The sequence below is a fragment of the Lysinibacillus sp. NPDC097279 genome (assembly GCF_044761745.1).
Classification (GTDB): domain Bacteria; phylum Bacillota; class Bacilli; order Bacillales_A; family Planococcaceae; genus Lysinibacillus.
Map to the genome: position 1 here is coordinate 258,663 of NZ_JBIWDA010000001.1, position 24,610 is coordinate 283,272.

General features: G+C 36.6%; 28 protein-coding genes. 21 read left to right on the forward strand and 7 right to left on the reverse strand.

Features of this window, described 5'->3' with window-relative positions:
* Position 1 precedes the first annotated feature (1 nt).
* The 9 genes from ACIQ1H_RS01185 to ACIQ1H_RS01225 all read left to right on the forward strand — a co-directional run bounded on the left by ACIQ1H_RS01185 (position 2) and on the right by ACIQ1H_RS01225 (position 6,914).
* Positions 2-892 carry an NUDIX hydrolase gene (locus ACIQ1H_RS01185; RefSeq protein ID WP_402885888.1) on the forward strand — a complete coding sequence of 297 codons (891 nt, stop codon included), beginning with the start codon at positions 2-4 and terminating at the stop codon, positions 890-892.
* Positions 892-1,449 carry a riboflavin biosynthesis intermediates N-glycosidase gene (locus ACIQ1H_RS01190; protein WP_402885891.1) on the forward strand — a complete coding sequence of 186 codons (558 nt, stop codon included), beginning with the start codon at positions 892-894 and terminating at the stop codon, positions 1,447-1,449. Before ACIQ1H_RS01185 ends, ACIQ1H_RS01190 begins: the two co-directional genes overlap by 1 nt.
* A 34-nt stretch (positions 1,450-1,483) precedes the next feature.
* The gene (locus ACIQ1H_RS01195) at positions 1,484-1,759 is read left to right on the forward strand and encodes a hypothetical protein (protein WP_402885894.1); all 276 of its coding nucleotides are present in this window, start codon (positions 1,484-1,486) and stop codon (positions 1,757-1,759) included.
* Positions 1,760-1,922: 163 nt separating this feature from the next.
* Positions 1,923-2,315: a DUF6508 domain-containing protein gene (locus tag ACIQ1H_RS01200; RefSeq protein WP_402885897.1), complete on the forward strand. Its 393-nt coding sequence runs from the start codon at positions 1,923-1,925 to the stop codon at positions 2,313-2,315.
* A 28-nt stretch (positions 2,316-2,343) separates the two neighbouring features.
* Positions 2,344-2,652, forward strand: a complete 309-nt coding sequence (locus tag ACIQ1H_RS01205; protein ID WP_402885899.1) for a hypothetical protein — start codon at positions 2,344-2,346, stop codon at positions 2,650-2,652.
* Positions 2,653-2,744: 92 nt separating this feature from the next.
* Positions 2,745-3,125: an Imm10 family immunity protein gene (locus ACIQ1H_RS01210; RefSeq protein ID WP_402885902.1), complete on the forward strand. Its 381-nt coding sequence runs from the start codon at positions 2,745-2,747 to the stop codon at positions 3,123-3,125.
* Between the two features lie 199 nt (positions 3,126-3,324).
* A complete protein-coding gene (locus ACIQ1H_RS01215; RefSeq protein WP_402885905.1) occupies positions 3,325-4,380 on the forward strand; it encodes an ankyrin repeat domain-containing protein in 1,056 nt (351 codons plus the stop codon).
* Positions 4,381-4,446: 66 nt separating this feature from the next.
* A complete protein-coding gene (locus tag ACIQ1H_RS01220) occupies positions 4,447-5,475 on the forward strand; it encodes a hypothetical protein (protein WP_402885923.1) in 1,029 nt (342 codons plus the stop codon).
* A 233-nt stretch (positions 5,476-5,708) separates the two neighbouring features.
* Positions 5,709-6,914 carry a YwqG family protein gene (locus ACIQ1H_RS01225; RefSeq protein WP_402885926.1) on the forward strand — a complete coding sequence of 402 codons (1,206 nt, stop codon included), beginning with the start codon at positions 5,709-5,711 and terminating at the stop codon, positions 6,912-6,914.
* Between the two features lie 91 nt (positions 6,915-7,005).
* Here the strand turns inward: ACIQ1H_RS01225 and ACIQ1H_RS01230 are convergent, their stop codons facing one another.
* Together ACIQ1H_RS01230 and ACIQ1H_RS01235 are read right to left on the reverse strand one after the other, a co-directional pair.
* Complete coding sequence (locus tag ACIQ1H_RS01230; RefSeq protein WP_402885929.1) at positions 7,006-8,388, reverse strand: SMI1/KNR4 family protein; 1,383 nt, start codon at positions 8,386-8,388, stop codon at positions 7,006-7,008.
* A 409-nt stretch (positions 8,389-8,797) separates the two neighbouring features.
* Positions 8,798-9,364, reverse strand: coding sequence for a hypothetical protein (locus ACIQ1H_RS01235; protein ID WP_402885932.1), 567 nt, complete (start codon positions 9,362-9,364; stop codon positions 8,798-8,800).
* 287 nt (positions 9,365-9,651) lie between these two features.
* Between ACIQ1H_RS01235 and ACIQ1H_RS01240 the strand changes: the two genes are divergently transcribed.
* Positions 9,652-9,879, forward strand: a complete 228-nt coding sequence (locus ACIQ1H_RS01240) for a hypothetical protein (protein WP_402885935.1) — start codon at positions 9,652-9,654, stop codon at positions 9,877-9,879.
* A gap of 105 nt (positions 9,880-9,984) precedes the next feature.
* On the opposite strand, the gene ACIQ1H_RS01245 is transcribed toward ACIQ1H_RS01240, so the two are convergent.
* The gene (locus ACIQ1H_RS01245; RefSeq protein ID WP_402885938.1) at positions 9,985-10,515 is read right to left on the reverse strand and encodes a hypothetical protein; all 531 of its coding nucleotides are present in this window, start codon (positions 10,513-10,515) and stop codon (positions 9,985-9,987) included.
* Positions 10,496-10,993: an RNA polymerase sigma factor gene (locus tag ACIQ1H_RS01250; RefSeq protein WP_402885941.1), complete on the reverse strand. Its 498-nt coding sequence runs from the start codon at positions 10,991-10,993 to the stop codon at positions 10,496-10,498. The genes ACIQ1H_RS01245 and ACIQ1H_RS01250 overlap by 20 nt, the downstream gene beginning before the upstream one ends.
* 289 nt (positions 10,994-11,282) lie before the next feature.
* Between ACIQ1H_RS01250 and ACIQ1H_RS01255 the strand changes: the two genes are divergently transcribed.
* A complete protein-coding gene (locus ACIQ1H_RS01255; RefSeq protein ID WP_402885944.1) occupies positions 11,283-12,128 on the forward strand; it encodes an aldo/keto reductase in 846 nt (281 codons plus the stop codon).
* Between the two features lie 54 nt (positions 12,129-12,182).
* On the opposite strand, the gene ACIQ1H_RS01260 is transcribed toward ACIQ1H_RS01255, so the two are convergent.
* On the reverse strand, positions 12,183-12,572 hold the full coding sequence (locus ACIQ1H_RS01260; protein ID WP_401022164.1) for a winged helix-turn-helix transcriptional regulator: 390 nt from the start codon (positions 12,570-12,572) through the stop codon (positions 12,183-12,185).
* 109 nt (positions 12,573-12,681) lie between these two features.
* Here ACIQ1H_RS01260 and ACIQ1H_RS01265 point away from each other — a divergent pair, with 109 nt between their 5' ends.
* From ACIQ1H_RS01265 to ACIQ1H_RS01280, 4 genes are all read left to right on the forward strand, one after another.
* Positions 12,682-13,869 carry an MFS transporter gene (locus ACIQ1H_RS01265; protein ID WP_402885946.1) on the forward strand — a complete coding sequence of 396 codons (1,188 nt, stop codon included), beginning with the start codon at positions 12,682-12,684 and terminating at the stop codon, positions 13,867-13,869.
* Positions 13,870-14,262: 393 nt separating this feature from the next.
* Positions 14,263-15,249: a LacI family DNA-binding transcriptional regulator gene (locus ACIQ1H_RS01270; protein WP_402885948.1), complete on the forward strand. Its 987-nt coding sequence runs from the start codon at positions 14,263-14,265 to the stop codon at positions 15,247-15,249.
* A gap of 256 nt (positions 15,250-15,505) precedes the next feature.
* A complete protein-coding gene (hisD, locus tag ACIQ1H_RS01275; RefSeq protein WP_402885950.1) occupies positions 15,506-16,780 on the forward strand; it encodes a histidinol dehydrogenase in 1,275 nt (424 codons plus the stop codon).
* Between the two features lie 75 nt (positions 16,781-16,855).
* Entirely contained in the window at positions 16,856-18,178 is a 1,323-nt protein-coding gene (locus ACIQ1H_RS01280) for a GntP family permease (RefSeq protein WP_402885952.1), read from the forward strand.
* Positions 18,179-18,270: 92 nt separating this feature from the next.
* On the opposite strand, the gene ACIQ1H_RS01285 is transcribed toward ACIQ1H_RS01280, so the two are convergent.
* Positions 18,271-18,501 (reverse strand): phosphoglycerate mutase, encoded by a 231-nt coding sequence (locus tag ACIQ1H_RS01285; protein WP_402885954.1) that lies wholly within the window; start codon positions 18,499-18,501, stop codon positions 18,271-18,273.
* A gap of 155 nt (positions 18,502-18,656) precedes the next feature.
* Here ACIQ1H_RS01285 and ACIQ1H_RS01290 point away from each other — a divergent pair, with 155 nt between their 5' ends.
* From ACIQ1H_RS01290 to ACIQ1H_RS01315, 6 genes are all read left to right on the forward strand, one after another.
* On the forward strand, positions 18,657-19,667 hold the full coding sequence (locus ACIQ1H_RS01290) for a linear amide C-N hydrolase (RefSeq protein WP_402885956.1): 1,011 nt from the start codon (positions 18,657-18,659) through the stop codon (positions 19,665-19,667).
* A gap of 230 nt (positions 19,668-19,897) precedes the next feature.
* Complete coding sequence (gene pdxR / locus ACIQ1H_RS01295) at positions 19,898-21,328, forward strand: MocR-like pyridoxine biosynthesis transcription factor PdxR (RefSeq protein WP_402885958.1); 1,431 nt, start codon at positions 19,898-19,900, stop codon at positions 21,326-21,328.
* 512 nt (positions 21,329-21,840) lie between these two features.
* Positions 21,841-22,287, forward strand: a complete 447-nt coding sequence (locus tag ACIQ1H_RS01300) for a YfmQ family protein (protein WP_172772256.1) — start codon at positions 21,841-21,843, stop codon at positions 22,285-22,287.
* A gap of 245 nt (positions 22,288-22,532) precedes the next feature.
* Positions 22,533-22,799, forward strand: coding sequence for a hypothetical protein (locus ACIQ1H_RS01305; protein ID WP_402885959.1), 267 nt, complete (start codon positions 22,533-22,535; stop codon positions 22,797-22,799).
* Between the two features lie 10 nt (positions 22,800-22,809).
* Positions 22,810-23,376, forward strand: a complete 567-nt coding sequence (locus tag ACIQ1H_RS01310) for a DUF4256 domain-containing protein (protein ID WP_402888519.1) — start codon at positions 22,810-22,812, stop codon at positions 23,374-23,376.
* Positions 23,377-23,451: 75 nt separating this feature from the next.
* Complete coding sequence (locus ACIQ1H_RS01315; RefSeq protein WP_402885961.1) at positions 23,452-23,946, forward strand: CDI toxin immunity protein; 495 nt, start codon at positions 23,452-23,454, stop codon at positions 23,944-23,946.
* Between the two features lie 217 nt (positions 23,947-24,163).
* Here ACIQ1H_RS01315 and ACIQ1H_RS01320 read toward each other — a convergent pair whose 3' ends face one another.
* A complete protein-coding gene (locus tag ACIQ1H_RS01320) occupies positions 24,164-24,331 on the reverse strand; it encodes a YjcZ family sporulation protein (protein ID WP_172772253.1) in 168 nt (55 codons plus the stop codon).
* Positions 24,332-24,610 lie beyond the last annotated feature (279 nt).

Consider the following 24,610-nt stretch of genomic DNA (forward strand, 5'->3'; position numbering starts at 1 on the left):
AATGGATTTGTTAGATAAAGATGGACTTACAGAACACGAATTTTTGAAGCAGTATAGTGTTGGGGATTACGAGCGACCTTCTGTGACAACGGATATGGTTATTTTTACTGTGACGGCAGAGGAGGCTGACAGTTATCGTAAACTGCCAGAAAAAGAGCTACGCGTACTGCTTATTCGTCGAGCAGGGCACCCGTTCTTAGGTAAATGGGCATTGCCTGGTGGCTTTGTACGTTCGAATGAGACGACTGAGCAGGCAGCGGTAAGGGAACTATGCGAGGAAACGGGCGTGAAAGACGTTTATTTGGAACAGCTATATACGTTTAGTGATATTGGGCGAGATCCACGAACATGGGTGATAAGCTGTAGCTATATGGCATTGATAAACAGTGACAAGTTGGAACTGAAGGCAGGAGATGATGCTGCTGATGCCGCCTGGTTCAAGGTATCTTATCGACCGCTACGGGAGAAAAAAGAGCGGATTGAAGACGGGTATATCAAAACACTGGAGTATGAAATTAATCTAAGCAGTGAGGAAGAAGAACTTTCGGCGGTCGTGGCAAGGACGATGACAGCGAAAACGACCTCTACTGGCATGGATTATCAGGTTGTATCGAATGATGGATTGGCTTTTGATCATGCAAAAATCATAGCATGCGCTATCGAGCGGCTGCGTGGAAAAGTGAATTATACCGATATTGCATTGCACCTAATGCCGAAGTCTTTTACCTTAACGGAACTGCAGCAAGTTTATGAGGTAGTGATGGATAAAGAATTGTTGAAGGCTGCCTTCCGTCGTAAGGTGGCTGATCTTGTGAAGGAGACTGATCAATATACCGAAAATGCAGGGCATAGGCCGTCCCGTTTATATCGGAGAAATTGGGAGGATTTATAATGATTTACAATATAGACGACTTAAAAAAAGCATATAACGAGGGGAAGAAGTCCAAATTCGTGTTTTTTTGGGGGCATACGCCGTCTAAGGACGGGAGTGTCGACAAAAGCTGCTTTAGTCAATGGTGGATGTGTCCATTTACAGTAGACGGAACGCAGTACACTTGCGCCGAGCAGTTTATGATGGCAGAGAAGGCACGGTTGTTTGGTGATGATGAAATGCTAGAGTCCATCCTAAATGCTAAGCATCCAAAGGAGATGAAGGCTTTTGGACGGGCGGTTCGAAACTTTGACAATGATATTTGGGATAAGGAATGCTATGGCATTGTCAAAAGAGCAAGCTTGGCTAAATTTTCGCAAAATCCAATGCTTGCGGAGTATCTTAAATCAACAAAGAACCGCATACTCGTCGAGGCTAGCCCGCGGGACCGTATTTGGGGGATTGGCATGGCACAGTCGAATCCAGCTGTGGAAAATCCACTGAAATGGCAGGGGAAAAATCTGCTGGGGTTCGCACTGACGGAAGCACGAGACGAATTACTGAGGGGCGAGAAGTAAACCTTTCATTAAAAAAGAAAGGAAAGTGATGTTCTTGAGATACACAGAATATGTGTGCAAAAAAACAGGCAGATACCAATCCGTTGGAATGTTTGGTAATACTATTTACGCTTTTGAGGTTTTAACGGGGATAACGGACTCTCCAGAGTATCATCAAATTTCTAAGGAAGAATTTGATGCATTTGAAACTTGGGCTCAAGAGAATATAACGGACCTAAATAAATTGTATGAAATTATTAATCGTCCTGTTATCTGTAGTGGTTATTTGGGGAAAGAGAAGTTGGATACTTCACTCCTCCAAGATTTATGAAGAAAATATATTAATGAGCGGCATTAGAATGTACTAATAAAAAAGGGCATTTTTAGAACCATGTATTCCTGAAACATCCATGATTTTTCTTAAAGAACTTGAACGAGGAGCAAGTGAAACAATGGTATGCTGCTAGCTCGTTGTATTAAATGAGGTGAAGAGAATGGCACAAATTCCAGAGGTGAAATTTGAAGAGTTGAATAAGCTTGTTAAATATCTTGATTTTTTTCAAAGGCTAGACGCAATGAGTAATGAAGAGAAAACACGATATATACTTGAATGTAAGGAAATTCAAGAATTTCGCAAAGAATTATATAATACAGCATTTCTTATTGTATTTGATTGGAAGAGTTGGTTAAACCAAAATGAAATGTATAAGAATATTGCTAATGATATAGAAGAACATGTAATGAATGCAGATTTAGAAACGCTTCAAAAATTAATGACAAGTTATATCCGTGGAGATCGATTTACTGAAGGACTATTCGAAGGTGTAATTATAAACGGACATGTCACAAAAATAATAACAAGACTTAGAGAATTAACGAGGTGTTAGTTTTCAAAAGGTGATAGGAGGGACACAAATGAGGAATAACAACTCTCAACAATGCAATCTAAATATATGGTATGACCTCCCCTCAGAAGTATGGGATAAGGTAACGACTATATATGAGAGTATGCCAGGTTGGATAGGATATAAAAATGGAATTCCTTATTGGTTCGGACAGGAGGATGATGACCTTTTTATTATGGCCTCAGTTGAACCAAGTGGATTATCATTTTATGCACAGATGGATAATGATGATTGGAGTTCTTGGATGGAGAGATTTAAATTGGAAGCGACAAAAGAGTTAGGATTTGAAGTTGGTGAACCAGAAGACGGTTTTATTTAAAATAAAAAGATTGAACGATATACATGTCAAAATGTTCATTGATATGCAGATTTGAAATTAAGAACATTTTCGAAAGGAGGGGGGTTAAATAAATGTCAATCTTACAACAAGCATCATTTGTTTATGTTGGTATCGAGGATGAGACATTATTAATTGGATTTGCAGATGATGAATTTGAGACAAAGGAATATGTGCTATTTCAAAAGTCATTATCGGTTGAAGATATACCTATTTTAAATAAGGTTCACATTACAATAAATAGTGAAAATAGATCAGCGTATGGCGGAATATTAAGGATAATACTTAGTCGAAAGTTAGTTTCAATCTTTTTATCAAAAGAGACTGCAAGTTTACTTGGCGTATCTGATATCGTTGACATTAAATATAATATTGATGAAATAGAATTTAACAACTTAACAAGTCACTTTCATAAGCTAAATGTAAATAAAGAGATGATAATTGAAGTTAAGTAGACTTAAGCTGGCAATTGAATCCGATATTCACGCATTAGACGTCCCCATGTTTCCCTCTCTTAAGAAATCTTTCTATACCAATCTTTTCTAAAACGTAGACACCATATTCATGGAGCTGGAAATAGTACAGGAAATGAATAAGTGGTAAAATTTAGTGGAGAAGTACATTTGAAAATCTGAGGAAGGAAATAAAACACATATGAGCAGGAAGAAAAAAACTTTACCGAAAAATTTTGATGAACTAATTGAAGCAGAAGATATATTAGGGTTAAAAGAGGTATTTACCAAATGCGAACTAGATGCTCGTGGCGGTTACAGTAAATCAACAGCTTTAGGCTTTTACAATATACCGCATGAATTGGTTCGCTGGCTCGTGGAACAGGGGGCTGATATAAATGCTAGCGATAGTTATGGAAGAACAGCTTTACATAAACATGCAATAAGTTCGAGCGGTATTACTGAATTGCTACTTGATTTGGGTGCAAATATAGAAGCTAGTGATTATCAAAACGAGACACCTTTATTTGCCGCCGCAGGTTTTTGTAATCCAAATGCGGTGCTCACCTTAGTTGCCAACGGAGCAAATAGTAGTGCAAAAAATAAGATGAAACAAACGCCTTTAGAAAAAGCTTTGGCAATGTGTAAAAATAGCGATATCGTCAACATGGCAAAAGTTGCCGATATTTTGCTTGACGCTGGAGTAAATGTCACGCAGGAAATGAAAGAGTCTATTAAGCGAATTGGAACAGACTTTGAATTTCATAGAGAAGGTTTTAACAAAGACTATTTGAATCAAACAGATGAGGCACTATTACATCTATACGAACTATTCGAAGTTCCTCCAGTAGGGAAACGAAAGACTCACGATGGCGCCTCTCCGATAGAAGTTTCTACAAAGATATGGCAAGCACAACATAGTGAACTTTGGAGTTTATTAATTCCTTCACAAGGACATGCGAAAACCGTACAGGGCGAGGTTATTCGTATTACTGGTAAAGTATCATACGAAATATTAGATAATGGTGGTATCAACTGGGATAATCAATATCGTAAAATGCTCAAAAGTCTAAACCAATACTTTAAATTGGGCACACCATTAGATGATGCTACACTTCTGGAGGTAGAAACATTAGTAAAGGAACTTCACAACGGCAATGGTAGTGATGAACCAGCGAGACTGTGTGAACTGGCAGTGAGCTGGGTACTCAGCAATCTGAATCCTATTACGTTGGAACAGCCTGACTATAAGCGATAACTTTTGCAGTGTTGAAAGTAGGCTGCACACTGAATATAAACAAATTTTGAAGGGGATGCATTCAGAATGAGCTATGATGTCGAGATTGGCAAGTTACTCAGTGGGAGAAGAGAATTAAAAGACAAAGGTAAGTTTCTATTATGCTCAACAAATCAAACCATTCAGGAAATTTCGACATTTGCTCCACATGAAGGGAAATTCGTTAGTAGAGGCGCTATGGAAAATGCGCTTTACGATTTTTGCAAATGTGCTATATCTAACTATATAGAAGAAGGAAGTAACAAGGATGTGTATACATTCTCTCTCTATACCGATAGCTATAACGGTAGTTATTTAGTATACATTAATAATCGAGCCTCTTTAGACGAAAATGTTGCTGATTGCTACGCAAGTTATCAAGAAAAATATTTGATAAATGGTGACGAGCTTTATAATCAAACTAGAGAGGAAATATATAGTTCATATAAATTCAGTGAAGGCGATTATACCTTTATGTTTGAAGAGATGCCTGAATGCCTTGAAAGCTATCTTGAAGTTTTTAGTTGCATTAGTCAAGAAACACCCGAGTATTTAAGCAATGAGGAAAACTATATATTTGAGAAGACGATAATAGATTCGGAGCTTTTCTTAATTGCCATTGATGTTATTCATCGATTGCAGAACGACCTTACACAATTGAACCGAACGGAGGACTTTATTGCCTATGTTTCAGCAGCGGATGGCGTTGGTGGTGATTATTTAACACTCAGCCAACTCGTAAGGAAATGTGTGCCTGAAGACCAATTATATAAAGCGATGCCTGACTTAAAAACTAAAGATTTGGAATTTAGGTCTGCTGTCGATGCAATATACCAGCTCCCACTTACTCAGCAGGTACAACATTGGGTCAATGTTATAGAGGGAGGGGAATTTGGGGAAGGCAGCATGAAAAGTTTCTGGCGAACAGATTATGAAGCCTATAAACAACTAGTGGAGCTTGGAAATCCAGTTATCCCATATATTAAAGAATATTTGAACTGCAATCTTAAGGATGAGAGCAAGGAAATTCTAACGATAGTATTAAAAGATTTGGTAGAACAAGCTGACATCTTATAATACCTTTGCAAAATCGATTATGAAGATAACTTTGAAGAGACGAAAGACTGATTCTGAAGAAAATAAATGATATTGGACGAAACAAGACTAAGAAGATTTTTGGATGAATTGATCGGTTGCGTTTGTATTGGGCTTAAGGGGGAATCAAAATGGCAGAACGAATACCATGTAAGACAGAAGGATGTAGCGCAACAATTTTGCCCGTTACCGCAGTCAAAACAGGCGGTATCTGCATGCCCTGCCATCAGGAGCAGGAACGAAAAAAGCAACAAGCGTATATTGAGCAGCATCGTAAAACGGTCAATCTTTACGAAGGATTAACAGATTATGTCGATATCCTCAAGGTGATGCATGCACCGAAAAGGCATGATCCGCTTATCCAGTACGTTCCTTTCCCATTAAGCAAGGAGCAGATGTACATATCTTTATCAGACCAAGAAGCGGACTGTATGCTGACATATGCAATGGAATTACTCGCTGTTCACAATGAAAGTGAAGCAGAGGATATTTTATTATCACTAGTGTGCTATCGGGATGTGAATATTTCAGATGCTTTGTTAGATCTTATACAGCAAGGCTTGTTTGATAATCCAATTCTTTTTAAAGATGCAACACAAGACATTCGAAATCAGCTTCTAGAGCGGGTGGAATGGGATGAGGATAGCCGAAATCATCTCCTCCTTATACTCGGCTGGATTGGTGATAAGGTAGTTATCGAGCAGTTTCGAAAATGGCGAATGCAGCCACCAAAATGGGTGGAGCAGTTATTTGTAACTCCTGAAACTTATGCTCTTGATGGCGGGTGGGAGCTTACCCCTGACGGAGAGCGACGTAACCTAATGAACCAACTATGTTATGCAATTAGGCAAGCAGATGAACCATATAATGAATTAAATGTAGAACATCATGCGCGTTTCCTGGAGACAAGCCATTTAACATGTCCATGGTGCAACAGGAAGTTAACGAAGTTGATGGACGTAGCTACCACTCATCCAGCTTTGCAATATCTCAAACTCCAGATGGAAACCTTACAGGTCATAACTTGTGACTTATGTGGGGGCTTTAGCACAATATACATGGAGTTGGATAATCGTGGCGTGCCTGTTTGGAGCCGCTATAATCAGGAACCCGATTATCTCCCTGATATTGATGACGTTAATAGCAGTACGGAAACCCCTCATAATTTAATGCTTGCACAAAAGCCACAATCGCCGTATTATGCTGCAGTTTGGACAATGTCACAATTAGATTCGCAGATCGGTGGACATCCAAGCTGGGTACAAGATTCGGAGTATCCGATTTGTCCTTGCTGTACGCGAAGAATGATGTTTATAGGGCAGATTGATTATGCTGATATCGATGAATATGCAGAAGGTATTTTTTATATGTTTATATGTCCAAAAGACAGAATGACAGCAACAGTATATCAGCAAAGCTGATTAATGTTCACGCTTTGTTGCATTTCAGGAACCGCCACAAGAAGAGCCCAATGAGAAAAAGAAGAGCCCGCTTTAACAGCGAGCTCTTTGCTTAGGCGTCTTTTAACTTATTAATTACTTCATTTGTATAGGAATCGGTAAAGCGAATAATCCCGTGATTCTTTACAATACGACCTTCCTTCAAGCGGTGATCAAGCCAATCGGTAATAAAGGCAGGAGCATATCCGCCTTGCCCGAATTCTCCGCCAAATGCAATGATGTTCTGATAAACGGATACATAATGATCGTAATTAGTATCTGTATACGACTTGGTATATAACCAAAACTGCACATCGTACATGTCATAGGATAATTCATCTGCATGAAAACTAAAATAGCCTTTTTCTTCGACAATCCGTGTGCAAATGTTGCGGATTTTCTGTTCAACTTGTTCTACTTCGGTTACCCGAGAGCACAGCTCCTCCAGCAGTGGTGAAAATTTGCCGTGCGCTACTTTATCGAGGGCTTCCTCTTTGTCCTCTTCAAAAGTATCGTATTGTTCCTCGCTCACTAAGCCTTTAATAAACTCTTCGAAATTGTCGGCAAGGAAGGTAATCTCATAATCATCTTCTTGATCGACATGAATCACTTCAGGTTCACCATCCCTACCACATGCTCGATAGTCTAACATAACGACATCATGACCTGCTGATGGACAATCACAGATTACGACTCCAATGTCTGGATATCCCCATTCCTCAATCATAAACGGACTGCCCAAATCTCCGCATAGGGAATAGCTTTTCTCACGCCCAATACCCATGATACCAGTAATGGCAATATGATTTTCAGCCCAAGAAGTAGGCTCCTCTGTTGGAAAGCAAGTGTGCATCGGTACCCCGCCATTTTGCTGCTTCATGAGATAAATATAAGAGGAAGGGAGCTTATAGCCAAGTTCCTTTTCTATAGAATCAATTAGTTCATCCGTCGGAGGCTCACATTGATAGGATGTTCTTGCATATTCACTGTCTTCCCAGAAATCGGTTAAAGACATGTCTGAGAAAGGAATCTTTTTTTCTACGAACCCACCATGCGCTAACGAAGCTTTCTTTTTAGCAAGCCGAAGTTCTTCTTTTTGCTGCTTCGTCGCTTTATGCGTACTTTGTCTCAAAAAGTATTCTGTACTTTGATTACCAGGTTCTAGTTGATTAGAAATGCTAAAAGCTTGAATTGCTTCCTCATATCGCTGTAAATGATAAAGAGCAAAGCCAACCCGATAATGCCATAGAGAATCCTGTTTGCCAGCCTCAGCAATTTTATCGAATTGATAGAGCGCTTCTTCATAAAGCCCTGAATTGTTATAGGCTCTTGCCATAATACTAATTGCTTCATAGTCTCGCTTTTCTTCAGGTATTGCTAAAAGCGAATCGATAATTCGCTGATGTTCGTCCATTTCATGCCACTCGTTCAATTGATCAGTAAGTCTTTGCTCCATGTCTACCTCCAAATGAATATTTACTTAATAACTACATATGTTTCTGGTGGTCTCTACCTTAAAATAGTAACATCTATAAATGAAGGATTCTAGAATTTTCCTTTATTACGATGAAACTGAAATGATAATTTGTTCATTCAAATAATTTAGAAGTTCGTACATCACGAAGGTGTAGGAGCTATTGAGGAAGCGTATTAAAAGGACTTGTATATATGATAAAAAGTCATCCATACAAGTCCTAATATTATCAATGTACATATGTAATTATGTTTTGCAAGTTTGCAACAAAACCAATTGGGAATGCAAGAGCGCCTGTTAAACCAATTGTAAAGATTACCTTCTTTTTCATATTAAAACCTCAAGCTGTATTTAGATTGCAACAAGCACATAGGTTCACTTTACGGAGACATTAAGGATACCAAGAAAGTTTAGAATCACTATCTAATGGTATTGTTTTTATTTCTTCACTTATAATAGTGAACCATTTACGTAAAATTTCTTCTTTTCCTAAAGTAACATTGTCATCATCAGCCCAAATAATATGGGAAAACCATGCTCCTGTTGCCCATTCGAATTGCAGTTCAGCAAATGATATGCCAGGATGGTTCACTTGAGTGAATTTATCATTTACTGCGACAGCGACATTAGAAGCTTGAGGGAGTAATTCATTTTGTATTTTTTCTGTCATATTAGGATCTTCAAGCTCATTCCACATCATGAGACGCCCATCAATTTGGTAAAAAATATTGAAAGATGGCTGTTCGCCCATATCGATTAAAATAAAGGCACGTTCTACTGTGTTGTCTGTCGCCTTAACGGCATTGACGATTAGATTTTGCGCAATGTCCACCCAAAAGTTATTGGCTTCATCTAGTGGTGTGTCCTCTAAATAAAACTCCGATTCAAGTTCAGAAACAGCGACTTCTCCTTTATTAACATCTTCAATTTTTTTAAAAAACCTATTAAAGAACCCCATTTATTTACACCCTCCGATATTTATATAATAAATAATTCTAGCATTGAATTTCTTGTTTAAAATTCTACATATTACAAATTTTAACACATCGAAGTGTTGGATAGTAAATAAATAGATTTTCATGGTGAGTACTAATCAGCAAGTATGAACTACAGAGTAAAGGGATTCTTACTATATAAAAGATCTGTAACTGTTCACGATGAAATTGTAGTAGAGCTAAAAGTATTTTGGTTGATTACTTCAATCCCAATTGTCCCATGCTATAACTAGATGGGGGGTGTTGGTTAATGGATTACGAATATACAGTGAAGTTATACTTCAATGAAAGTCGTGAAGAAGAATATAAAATTAAAAATAATATTGGACAAGATACATTTGTAGAAGAAATTTTGAATGGGTTCAATGAGAAGCGCTGGTATTCATTTACTGAAACTGAAAATTTTAAAACGATATTAGTTAGTACGAATGAGGTTTATAAAGTAACGGTAGTGCAAAATGTTGTAACGTTTGATTAATCTAATGGAAAAAGTCACTTCTAATTTGGAGTGACTTTTTATTACCTCTATAAGGTCATTTCAATGAATGGAGTGGGAAGTAAAGATAAAAAACAGATAACTTATTTAGTTATCTGTTGCAGGAGCCATATTGTTGTAGATTACGTCGGCAGTCACTTTTCCAGTCGTAACATCTTGAGAGGTGTAACCCGAAATGAAGTTTCCTACTTTAAATTCTTTCTGTAACAGTTCTTCGGATGGTTTTGCTGCAGTTGGACCTTTAATTCCCAGTTGGGTTTTGTCCGTTATCGTTACCCATAAATCACCAATCTTAAAGCTTTTGCCGTTTGCAGTGACCTCCGTAATCGTCCCTTCAATATTCACCACTGCTTTAGCTGTAGTTTGCGGTTTATCTATTTCTACTATTGTACTTTGCGTGTCGCTCTTCAAATGCTGTGTCATCGTGTATGTCACCGTTAGTACTGTACAAGCTGTGACTATTAAACCGAAATTTTTTAAGGATAATTTCATGCTTTTTTTCATTTTCACTTCCTCCTTCAGGGGTGTTGTTTGCATGATTTTTTTATAAGTTTCTTCTTTGAATTTATCGTTAATCTTGACCTGCTCCATCGCAGATTTATAGACAGACTTCCTCATTGTCAAGGCCCCCAATCTTTTCTTTTAAAAGAAGGCGTCCACGCGCAAGCCAAGTACCCACTGTTGCTGGTTTGGCCTGTAAGATTTCTGCAATTTCCTGAATAGAAAAACCCTCATAATAGTGCAGATGAATAGGAATCCGATATTTCTTATCCAAAGCTAATACTGCCTGTAATAACTCGTTCTCTTCCTTAGGGAGGTAGCTTAAATCCTCAGGAATTGGGTTTCTACTGCGGAACCATCCCGTTTTTAGCATGTTTTTGCTTTTGTTAATAGTTGTGCGTATGAGCCAAGCTTTTTCGTGTTCATCGCTGTTGAATACAGGGGCATTCTGCAAATAAGTTAAAAATACCTCCTGTGTAACCTCTTCAGCGTCCGCTACATTTTTTAAATAGGCGAACGCTACTTTAATCAGACTGTGCGAATATAAGTCCAGTGCTTTTCGCAATGCTTCATGTACTTCTAGAGAATGATGCACGCCACCACCTCCTTTCACTATTAATACAACTGAGGATGCCAATATTTTTCATCGAGCATAAATTTTTTAAAATATTGAGTGGAAAAGTTCATTGTATATCCAGTTTCAATCTTCTACCTATCTTCCTTGTTTTTCTGTAATGAATAAAAAATTTTATTCCGCTTATCATTGCCAATTCACAAATGTTACCTCAACGTTACTATGAAACAAAATTGTGCGTACTTTTTTTTACTCCTTCAAGACTACATAATGAGAAAGCAATCAAGCAACATACACTGGAGGAATAAAAATGATAAATCATTTGCAAGATACAATCACATTGAATAACGGACTACAAATGCCTGGTATGGGTTTAGGTGTTTTCCAAGTGGAAAATGATGCAACTGCGGAGATGGTTAAAAACGCTATCGAGGTTGGCTATCGAAGCATCGATACTGCCGCTATTTATGGCAATGAAGAAGGCGTAGGGGAAGGGATAAAACAAGCGCTAGCATCAACTGGTTTACGTCGTGAAGACCTGTTTATTACATCAAAAGTATGGAATAACGGATTAAGCTATGACGAAACGATAGCTGCATATGAAGAGAGTCTACAAAAATTAGGATTAGATTATTTAGATCTTTATCTTATTCATTGGCCAGGTAAAGATAAGTATGCTGAATCGTGGAGAGCGCTTGAGGATTTATATGAACAAGGCAAGATGAAAGCAATTGGCGTATGTAACTTCACTGTAGCGCACTTGGAAAAATTATTATTAGTTGCTCGTGTTATACCAGCTAACAATCAAGTAGAATTCCACCCACGCTTACAGCAAGTGGCGCTTCGTTCATTTTGTGATAAGCACCAAATTCAGCTAGAAGCGTGGGCTCCTTTAATGCAAGGTGGACTGCTTGAAGATGAAACGATTGCTAAAATCGCTACAAAATATGGGAAATCAATTGCTCAAGTTATTTTACGCTGGGATGTCCAAAATGGAGTCATCACAATTCCAAAATCTGTACGTAGAGAACGCATGATGCAAAATGCCGATATTTTTGACTTTACTTTAACAGACGCAGAAATGTCTATTATCAATTCAATGAACGTTGAACAACGTGTTGGACCAAACCCAGATGACTTTGACTTTGCGCTATAAGCATTCAAAAGGAAAAGAGACTGTCTCGTGTGTGACAGTCTCTTTCTTCCCGCATTATGATGTTTGCTGCATAGCGATAGCGATATCTTCATCGCGTTGTTTTAACACGACATCTTCGCCTTTTTCCTGTAATACTTCAATATGATTTTCGCCCCAAGTGCAAAGCATGTTTAAAATAGGCTCCATGCCTTCTCCATAAGGTGTTAAGGAATATTCAACTTTAGGTGGTACTTGATTAAAGACCTTGCGATTGATGAGTCCAGCCTGCTCTAACTCACGTAATTGACTTGTCAGCATTTTTTGTGAAATTTTTGGAATCAAACGTCGAAACTCATTTGTTCGAATTTTACCATGGTGATTAAGATGACAAAGAATGATCGGTTTCCATTTTCCACCGATCACTTCAAGCGTTGCTTCAACACCAATATTATATAATTTTTGCATTGTAACCTCCGTAATATACAAAAGTAACTAAAAGTACTCTATAGGTCATTTAAGTATGTACTGAATAGTACTACACATGCAAAGAAAAATCAAAGGAGATAGTAGTATTATGTCACAATCAAAAAAGCCAAGTGCTAAATTAACATTGCTAGCACTTGCAATCAGTGCCTTTGGTATAGGCTCTACTGAATTTATTAGTGTTGGGCTTTTACCATTAATTCAAAAAGACTTTAATATATCGTTAAGTACAGCAGGCTTAACGGTTTCTATATATGCGCTAGGTGTAACGATTGGCGCTCCGTTATTAACAGCTTTCACATCACGCCTCAGTCGAAAAACCGTTTTATTGCTTGTTATGACCATTTTTATAATTGGTAATTTAACAGCAGCATTAGCACCTATTTTCTCTATTTTGATTATAGGACGTATTATTTCAGCATTAGCACATGGTGTGTTTATGTCCATTGCCTCTGTCATTGCAGCTGATGTAGTTGAACCAAATAAACGAGCGAGTGCTATTGCCTTTATGTTTACAGGTTTAACATTAGCAACTGTAACAGGAGTCCCACTAGGTACATTTATTGGACAAGTCATGGACTGGCGTATGTCATTCATCTTTATTGTCGTAATAGGGATTATCGGTTTAATGAGTAATGCGATGTTAGTCCCTAGCCAATTATCGAAAGGCAACCCAATCTCTTTACGTGATATTGGCAAAGTATTAGGTAATATTCGCATGGTATTAATACTTTTCATTACGGCAATTGGCTACGGTGGTGTTTTTGTTGTCTATACATTTATTTCACCGATTTTAGAACAATATATGGGGTACTCACCGCATGCTGTTGTTGTCATTTTAGTTGTCTATGGTATTTGTGTTGCGATTGGTAATACACTAGGCGGTCATTTCGCCAATCAAAATCCGCTTCGTGCAATCTTCATTATTTTTATTGGGCTTGCCTTCGCATTATTAGGTATTCGCTTTACGCTCGAAGCACCAATTATCGGATTAATGATGGTATTGCTAATGGGGTTATTTATGTTCATGAATGTCCCAGGCTTGCAATTATACGCGGTTATTCTATCTGAAAAATATGTGCCATCTGCTATTTCCATGGCTTCTGCATTAAATATTTCTGCTTTTAATATTGGTATATTTCTAGGGTCATATATTGGTGGCTTTATTATTCGCCATCAATCGTTAGCACATACCCCACTTTATGGATTTTTAATGGTGATGCTTGCAGCAGTTGTTACATTGTTATGGTTACTTTTCGATAAAAAGAAAGTAGATTAAATTTTTAGCCATGAATTGCATTTCGGATAACTAACAAAAAGGAAGCTCACTATCGCTTCCTTTTTTATTTATAGCAACAACGCATCCCTTGGAATATTCTTGACATCTAACGTAGTTTCTAGTTTTAATATAAGTATATACATTAAGCAATAAACACGTTTTTCGGTTACGTATAGGTAGGACCTCTAGTTGATAGATGGTCTTTTTTTGTGGGCTCTTATCGACCATACAAGTTAGGAATGACATTCAATACAAATAGTCTATCTAGTACTTGCTTTCCACCCAAGTTCTAAGGTAGTTTGTTTATGAGAATAGTTTTATCGAGGACACAGTGAAAGCTCATGCAATTAATTTGTTGAGATGAAATATAGATTGAAAGAGGTTATGTACAACATGAAACAAGGAGTTACTGCCAAGGATGTAGCAAAATTGGCTGGTGTTTCACAATCTTCAGTATCAAGAGTTTATTTTGAAGGTGCGTCAGTATCTGCGAAAACTAGAGAAAAGGTTTTAGCAGCAGCACAGGAGCTTGGTTATAGACCGAATGAATTTGCACGAAGTTTAATTACAAATCAATCAAAAATAATTGGTTTAGTAATGAAAGGCGTTCAAAATCCATTTTACCCTCAAGTATTAAAGCTATTTACAACTTCGCTAAAAAAACATGGCTACAGCGTACTATTCATCTATACGAATAATGATGAAATACAAAAAGATGATATCGAAATATTATTCAATTATAATGTTGCGGGTGTAGTTATTACCGATGCATCACTTTCTTTATCGGTTACAGAAGATTTCATCAAGTATCAAATACCGTTAGTTCTGTTTAATCGAAAAATAGATAATAATAAATTTTATTCTGTATGTTGTAACAACTTTGAGGCAAGTAAAAAGATTGCAGAATATCTATTAAGTATGGGCTGCACAAAGATGATTTATATTTCAGGGAATGAAAATACATCGACTAGTAGAGAACGGGAAAAGGGATTTAGTGCTGTGTTGCAGGGGGAAGAAGTGGACTATCAGAAATACAGCTCTGATTACACATATGAAGGTGGATATAATATCACACAGAAAATTATAGCAGAAAAACAATTGCCTGATGCGTTCTTTGTGGCCAATGATATTATGGCGTTAGGGGTAGTGGATGCATTAAAGGACAATAATATTGTTATTCCGAATGAAACGAAAGTAATTGGTTTTGATAATATTGAAATGGCAGCTTGGCCTACATACAATCTAACAACATGGGAGCAACCAATTACAGAAATGGTAGAAGAGACTGTGAAATATTTACTTAATGAACTAGAGGAATATTCAGGTGAAGCTAAAAATCTCGAAATTGATGGAGCTCTTATTTTACGAAAAACAACATAGTGTATAAAGGTCGTAAAGACTTATTTCTAGGCATCATGCTATTTCAAAATGAGGATGCATACAGCAATATGTATGTGTATCTTATAAGAGATAGTGTGATGCTTTTATTATTTTTATATGTGTTATGGTAAATATTTAATAAAAATAACGAAAATAAATACTTGTTGACAAGCTATTATTTTTCGAATAATCTTACTTATATAATTTCTGCATACGTATGCAAAAATGAAATTCTAAACAAAAAGGGGTAAAAACAATGGTTAAAGTATTGAAATCTGGAAAATCAAAAGAAGAAGTAAGCATAAATGACTCGCAGGTATCTCAAATTGTATCGGAAGCAATTAAGGATATAGAAAAACGAGGAGATCAGGCAGTTCGTGAACTATCTGAAAAATTTGATAAATGGTCTCCTGAAGCGTTTCGTTTAACTGACAAACAAATAAATGAAATCGTATCCAAAGTACCAAGTGACGTAATTGCGGATATTCAATTTGCTCAAAAAAATATTCGTGAATTTGCAGAGGCGCAATTAGCTTCACTACATGATGTAGAAGTAGAAAATATTCCAGGCGTTATTTTAGGTCACAAAAATATTCCTGTTAACAGTGTTGGATGTTATATCCCTGGTGGTCGCTATCCAATGGTTGCATCAGCACATATGAGTGTTTTAACGGCTAAAGTGGCAGGCGTAAAACGAGTAATCGCATGTACGCCACCTATTAACGGAGAAATTCCACATGCCACAATTGCTGCTATGTCCTTAGCAGGTGCGGATGAAATTTACCTTTTAGGTGGAATTCAAGCAATGGCTGCGATGGCAATTGGGACAGAAACAATCGAATCTGTAGACATGATTGTTGGACCAGGGAATGCTTTCGTTGCTGAAGCAAAAAGACAATTGTATGGCCGCGTAGGCATTGACTTGTTTGCTGGACCAACAGAAACATTAGTAGTTGCTGACCATACGGCAGATGCCGAAATGATTGCAACGGACCTTTTAGGTCAAGGGGAACATGGACCTACATCACCTGGTGCACTAATTACAACATCTGAAAAACTAGCAGAAGAAACTGTAAAAGAAATTGAACGTCAATTGCAAACGTTACCAACTGCTGATGTTGCCCGTGTATCTTGGGAAGATTATGGTCAAATCCTTTTAGTAGATTCAATTGAGGAAGCTAGAGTTGAAGCAGATCGCCTTGCTTTTGAGCATGTAGAGATATTAACCGAAGATTCAAATTACTTCCTTGAAAATATGACGAACTACGGATGCTTATTCTTAGGCCCTGAGACAAATGTTGCCTATGGAGACAAAGTAATTGGCACAAATCATACATTACCAACTAAAGGTGCTGCTCGTTATACAGGTGGATTATGGGTAGGGAAATTCATTAAGACGGTTACCTATCAAAAAGTAACACCAGAGGCAAGTGCCTACATCGGGGAATATGCAGCACGTCTTTGTCAGTTAGAAAATTTCGCTGGTCATGCAGAGCAGGCTCTTCTACGTGTAAGAAGATACGGAAAATAGAATGATGAATGCTAGGTATGACGGCAAGTAAGTGAAAATTAATAAAGTGCAAAAAGGGGATTCGGGGGGAACAATATGTTAGGGATGATTGGGTTATTTGGCGGATTGGCACTATTAATATATTTAACAATGAGGGGTATGAATTTACTCATTGCTGCACCTATTACAGCATTGCTTGTAGGTCTATTAAATGGGCTTCCGCTTTTCCCGCAGCTCGCAGAAAATGATGCTGCAAACTTTTTAACTAATTATATGTCTGGTTTCACAGGCTTTATTGCATCTTGGTATTTAATGTTTTTAACAGGGGCTATATTTGGTAAAGTAATGGAAGATAGTGGAGCGGCGGACAGTGTTTCGCAATGGATTGTCAATAAAATTGGCATGAAACAAGCTGCATTAGCGATTGTAGTTGCCTGTGCGGTTTTAACTTATGGTGGTGTGAGCTTGTTTGTTGTAGCATTTTCTGTGTATCCAATGGCGCTTAGCCTATTTAAACAGGCAGATTTACCAAGACGCTTTATTCCAGCGGCTCTTGGGTTTGGCTCAACAACGTTTACGATGACATCTGCAGGTTCGCCTGAAATACAAAATTGGATTCCAATTCAGTTTTTAGGCACTTCACCATATGCAGGATGGGAAGTGAGCTTTATTGTCGCTGTATTTATGTTGGCATTTGGTTATTGGTGGCTAAAAAGGATGATCAACAAGGCTATGGCGAATGGAGAACGATTTGTTAGTAGAGAGACGGATGTATTGAAAACAACACGAACAGATTTACCAAATCCGATTTTAAGCATTGTTCCGCTGCTCGTTGTATTAATTATTTCTTTCACCTTCCATAATTCTTTAGGAACGTCAGCATTAATTATTGCGTTAACGGGCGGTATATTAGCAAGTTACCTAATCAACAGAAAGTTCTTTCAAAATTTTGGTGCAGCAGTAGGAGAAGGGGCAATGGGTGCTATTGTTGCGATTGCAAATACAGCTGCAGTTGTTGGTTTTGGGGGTGTCGTAAAAGCAACACCTGCCTTTGAATCTGCTGTGAAGGTTATGACGGATATTCCAGGAAGCCCATTAGTAGGTGGTGCTTTAGCGGTAGCAGTTATTGCCGGACTAACGGGTTCGTCATCTGGTGGACAAGCCATCGCATTACCTTTATTAGCGCCACATTATTTAGATTTAGGAGTCAACCCTGAGGCGTTACACAGAACAGTTGCCATTTCTTCGGGGTCACTTGATTCGCTTCCACAAGGAGGATATGTTGTCACGACTATTCGTTCGATCTGTGGAGAAACACATAAAGATGCTTATCCAGCATTTGGTGCATTAACAGTTGTATTACCTGCATTAGGGGTTATATTAGCCGTAATTTTATTCTCATTAGGTTTGGGCATTTAAAAATATATGAAAATAGAAACCCAATAAATGATTAATCATTTATTGGGTTTCTTTGCCTGCAATAGTTTTATTTCAGCATAGCTAAATTTCAGTTAACGATGCATCGTATTTGTTGTTTCATACTGTAAATTTAACTTAATTTTGTTCAAATCTCTATCAATTTTGGAAATTAACATATGTAATTCTTCATTTTCTGGAGCATCAAACGTTTCCCCTCTTCGTTTGCATAAAGTGACTGTTTGATTAATTAATCGCAAACAGGATTTAATTAGAGCCAAATCAGTTTTGATTGCTTCTTTGTTTATAATGTCTATTTCATCCATTAATAATCACCCCTACAAACATAATACAATATTAGTGATAATTAACCAATTTCGTAAAATGAATATAATCCTTGGGGAATTCACATTTTGTTTTTAGTGAAAGCATGTCACCCATTCAAAGTTGGTTAAGCTAATCTTAAAGAAGGAGTGTTTTAATGTTTGGATGTAGTAGCTTATCAATCAATACAACAGATAAGAAAACATTATTTGCTAGAACAATGGATTTTACAATGGAACCTGATAGTAAAGTAGTTATTGTTCCACGGAAATATGGCATTCGGTTGCTTGAAGAGAAAAATGAGGTAACGATTAGCAATCCATATGCTTTTATTGGCATGGGCAGCACGGATCTCGCATCTCCAGTTCTCTACGATGGTGTAAACGAAAAGGGGTTAATGGGAGCAATGCTTTACTATGCCACATTTGCGACATATTCGGATAAGCCGAAAGAAGGTACGAGAGGTATTAATCCAATTTATGTTGTTTCACAAGTTTTAGGAAGCTGTGTAACAGTCGACGATGTTGTTGAAAAATTAGGTGCTTTTACATTATTGACTGAAGCAAATAACATACTTGGCTTCGCACCACCACTTCACTATACTTTTACAGATGCTACTGGAGAAACGATAGTTATTGAACCTGATAGAACAGGCATAACCATTCATCGCCAAACAATAGGGGTTATGACCAATAGCCCTGGATATGAATGGCATCAGACAAATTTAAGAGCTTATATTGGTGTCACACCTCATCCCCCACAAGACATTACAATGGGAAATTTGAAATTAACACCGTTTGGGCAAGGGGCAGGCGGATTAGGGTTACCAGGTGATTTTACACCATCTGCACGATTTCTTCGTGTCGCTTATTGGAAAAAGTATACGGAACAAGCGAAAAATGAAACAGAAGGGGTAACTGCCATGTTTCATATTCTATCTTCCGTAAATATTCCGAAAGGTGTTGTGTTAAATAAAGAGGGAAAGACGGATTATACAATCTATACTTCTGCAATGTGTGCCCAAAGCAAAAACTATTACTTTAAGCTTTATGACAATAGTCGAATTTCAGCTATTTCTTTATTTGCAGAGGATTTGGATAGCCATGATTTAATTACATTTGAGTGGGATCGTAAACAGGATATTAAACAGTTGAATGTAAAAAGCTGATAGTAGTCCAGTTCTCATTAATATAATGAGCAACTGGTCTTTTTTTAGTCTTTTAGTAACCGTCGCAACGCATTATAGCTAGCGATTGGATATTTTAGTGGATGGCTAAAATAACATTGTAGTGGCTGGTTCAAGACAAGCTTACTTACATTAATATATAATCTTTTAGCTTGTATATAAATGCTAAAAGATGAAAGCATGTTTGATAGAATATTATGAGGTGAGTATATATGGATTGGAAACCTGATAGAAAAGCAAAAAAAGCTATCTATAAACAACTCGCAGAATATATTGAAAAGGGAATTGCAGATGGTACATTTCCACCTGATAAACCATTGCCATCAGAAAGATATTTGGCTAGTACATTAAACGTAAATAGAAGTACTGTCGTGCATGCATATGACGAATTAGAATCGTTGGGCTTAATTGACAGAACTAGAGGAAGCGGTACTACCATTAGTAAAGATATTTGGGGTATTACAAAAAAACGGATTCCAAGCTGGAACCGCTATATTGAGGCAGGTTCTTTTTTACCGAGTCTACCTGTAATGCAAAAAATAAGAAAAGAAGCAGTTGAACATAAATTAATTAATTTAGCTTCTGGTGAGTTGTCAGAGGATCTTTTCCCTAAAAAATTTTTAAGCGAGATTACTTCGACACGCTCCTTTATTGGAAGCTTAGGATACGATCATCCTCAAGGAAATGAAATTTTAAGAAGTACACTTTCAAAACATGTAAAAAGAAGTCGCGGAATTGAAACGAGCCCGTCTTCAATACTTATCACTTCAGGGGCGCAGCAAGCATTACATTTAATTGTCCAATGTTTGCTAAAGCCAGGAGACGCCATTGCTATAGAAGATCCTTCTTATAATTACAATCTTCCTACTTTTAAATCAGCAGGCATTCAAATACATTATTTGCCTGTCGATAAGGATGGGATTAACCCAGAAGATTTGCAAAAACTATATAAAAAACACCGAATTAAAATGATTTTTCTAAATCCTTATTTTCAAAATCCGACTGGTTATCTCATGAATCAAAGGAAAAGAGAAGCGATTTTAGACATATCCTCAAAGCTAGGGATTCCTGTTGTAGAAGACGATCCGTATAGTTTAACTGCTTTTTCAGGAGAGAAAATTTCAACCCTTAAATCATTGGATAGGAACGGCAATGTTTTATATATTAGTTCATTGTCCAAAATTGTAGCTTCAGGACTAAGAATTGGGTGGATTATTGGTCCAACATCAGTAATTGAACGATTATCCGATGCGAAGCAACAAATCGACTTTGGTCATTCTAGCTATACACAATGGATAGCGAATGATTTTTTAGAATCAGAAAATTTTCATACGCATATAAAAAGTTTAATTAAGGAATTAGAAAAAAGAAGAGATACAATTATTAAAAGCCTTGATACTTATTTAAAAGGGCTTGTGGAATATTCGATTCCGCAAGGTGGTATTCATATATGGTGTAAAATACTAAAAAGCTTTAATGAAACCCAATTACTTGAGGCATCTATTCAGCAGGGGGTCATTTATGCCCCAGGCTCTACATTAGGTTCCAACGATGGCTTTGTTCGTTTTACTTTCGCAAGGGAAGATGAAGAATCGATTAATGAAGGTATAAAAAGGTTTGCACAAGCACTGCATAAAGTGTAGGTAATTGGATGATTAAAAATAACTAAGAGTGGATGGTTTAAACGATATAGAAAACCTATATGATTGTAATAAGGGAAGATAGCATCATCCCTTAAAAGTTCGAGCTGCTGATGAGAAAACTTAAGGCGGCTACCTTTTATTATATTTTATACCGCGTTCATTTTATGTTTTAAAGACATCGCCACTTAAGCTTAAAATGAAAGAAATAGAGCCATCCTCCAATCCTCAGGTTGGAGGATGGCTCTGTTTTTATTATGTCACAATACTTTCATTTGATATTCAAAGCTTGTATGGTATGGTTTTGAATAGAGCAAAAAAATGATTTTAGTTTAGTTTCAAAATAAATGGATGGTCAAAAAACCCTCCAATTGGATGGTACGATTCACTATAATTCCTTTAGAATTGAGAAGTGGATGATGCATCTAGGCATTTAGTGAAACGATGGCAATGAAGGTGATAAAATTATTTGCTATATATAAAAATAATAAAATGATTGAAAGAGTTGATATGCTATGACATGGGGTTTAGTTATTACAATCGTTATTGGATCTATTGTTAAATTGATAATGAGTCCACCAAGTATCGTTGTGGGATGGACAGTAAGTAAATTTGAACTTCATAAAAAACTGGATTCAAAAGATGTGACGGTAACCTACAATGGAAAGAATTTAGAAGAAGAAGATAAAAATAGATTTACTGGCTATTTTAATGAGGCTTCCTTTTTAAAAAAGCATTATATCTTTCCAGGCAATGAAAAATTATTTTTAGAGCCAGAATCGAATGTAACGCCTTTTGTTATTAACGTAAATAAAGGCAAAAAAGAAGATATTCATTTTTTTGTTTTTAATTACGATAATCACGTTGATGTTGTGAAGAAATACAAAGAGAAAGTTGTTTCTTATAGTATAAGTTCTGAACATCTACAAAAATGGTCTACGTCTCCTAACGGATTAATTTAAAGGGATAAATACCTACACATAATATGGAATTCATGAAAAGGCACTTACTAAGTTGTAAGTGCCTTTTATTTCGTCGCCTCTTAAATTAGAAAAATCACTATCAATTGAGATTGTTTAGTTCTCTTTTATACGAATAACAGTCACGAATAAACCACTGTCGATGACAGCAAGTTGTTGAAAACGAAGAAGAAACAGGTTATTTTATATAGATAAATGAAAGTAATTTTCAAGGTGGGATAAATGAATTGATAGAAGATTTACTTGCAGCTTTCATCCCTAATGGTAGTATTGCTTTAAATACACGAAAAATCGATAGAAATATTGAATTGTTAAAAAATGAATTTTGGTTCGAAGTTATTTATAATGAAGAAAAATATCGAAAGCTATTTTTCGTAAATAGAAAAGTAAGAAAATATTTGCAAAGTACACATCGTGTGAAAAGATTGATAAAGAAGGATAAAGTTCAAAATGCATTTATAATCTTTTTAAATAATCAACTAGGACAATTTTGATATGGGGGAAATGAATATGCCAACGAAAGAGTTATCAATTGAGCAGCATGAGGAACTACTGAAAACGTTGCAAGACCGATTCGAGAAAAATATGGACCGCCATCAAGGTCTTGACTGGGCTAAAGTACAAGCTAAGCTAGAAGCTAATACGGAAAAACTATGGTCACTAAATGAAATGGAAGTGACAGGCGGTGAGCCCGATGTTGTCGAGTATGACAAAAATTCGGACGAGTACATTTTTTACGATTGTGCAACGGAAAGCCCTAAAGGTCGTAGAAGCTTTTGTTACGATCGTGAAGCATTGGAATCAAGAAAAAAGCATCAACCAGAAAATACTGTAATCGATTTGGCAAATGCTATGGGCATTGAACTTTTAACAGAGGACCAATATCGCAAGTTACAGGAACTAGGGAATTTCGATTTGAAAACGTCAAGTTGGGTGCAAACACCTGACAATATTAGAAAACTTGGCGGGGCCATCTTTTGCGATCGTCGCTACGACACTGTCTTTATGTATCATAATGGAGCAGATTCCTACTATGCTGCAAGAGGCTTCCGTGGCTCGCTTAGGGTTTAATCATTTTGAGCTGTTGAGACAGCTCTTTTTTATTTTTTAAAATAGCAAATTGAACAGATAGTAAGGACGAATAGGATGAAAGATAAAAAGGAACGTTTAAAGGAATTGTTAGCACAGCAAAACGAAAAAAGAAAGGAGGCGGAGGAACAAAGAGTCTATGAAATAGTTGTAGAGGAAGTAAATGAGTTATTTCCAAATATTCGTTTTGAAGAGGAAGTAGCCATTTTATCAAAAGAAGCTTCTAAAAAAATCACCGATGATTTATTTGAAGAGTTCCCATTTTGTCACTCGGGAATTGACTGGACACGTATGTTTTACAAAACGATATTTTCTAACTTTGTTGACTATGAAAGTGCATTAGCAGAATTAGTGATGAAAAATCATAAAGAACATCATACATATTGTTATATTATTAACTTGAATGCTCAACATGTGATTAAAACAAAATTGGTTAATATTCTTCATAGAGTCGAGGAAGTGAGGCATTGGGATAAATATATTTATGCACCTCAAATTCAATTGGTTATGGAATTTTCTTCGAATGATATTGCAGTAGGATGGAAGAAATAAAATTAAGTAAATAGCAAAATAAAAAATCAAACCAGTGACCAATGCAAAATTTACAATGGTGACTGGTTTCATTATAAGTATAAAAAATTTTAGCTCGTCTATTTGAGTTACTTCATATCTAAATGAAAGGTGTCGGAGCAAGAATTAGATTAAAAGGGTTACCAGGCTGGGAGCAACCCTTTGTGTTAGAGAGGTGCATTACATTTGGATAATAGTATTAGCAATCATCTCCATTACTGATGAAAGTAGCGCCGACAATAATTAAAAGAATAAATAGTACAACAATTAGTACGAATGTTGAACCGTTATTGTTATTACCATAATCATAGTTATTTACTCCACAACAATTATTGTTCCAATTGCCTGCATTTCCGTAGTATCCCATGGAAAATTCCCTCCTTTCTTCAATGTATAATATGTATTTTGCAAAGAAGTGGGGGGGTGTTTATCCATTAAAAATTTAAACTAGTTATATTTTGTGGGAGAAAGAAAATCATTCAATTGAATTAGCAAAATTCATAAAATCAATAGAGGACTTAAAAAATCAGACATTATAATGCACAATCAACAAATTACTATTACGTCAAAATATTTGAGTTTTACTAAAGATAATTTAGAAACGATAAATCATGCCTAGTCATATTAAGAAGGGGTAAATTAAATC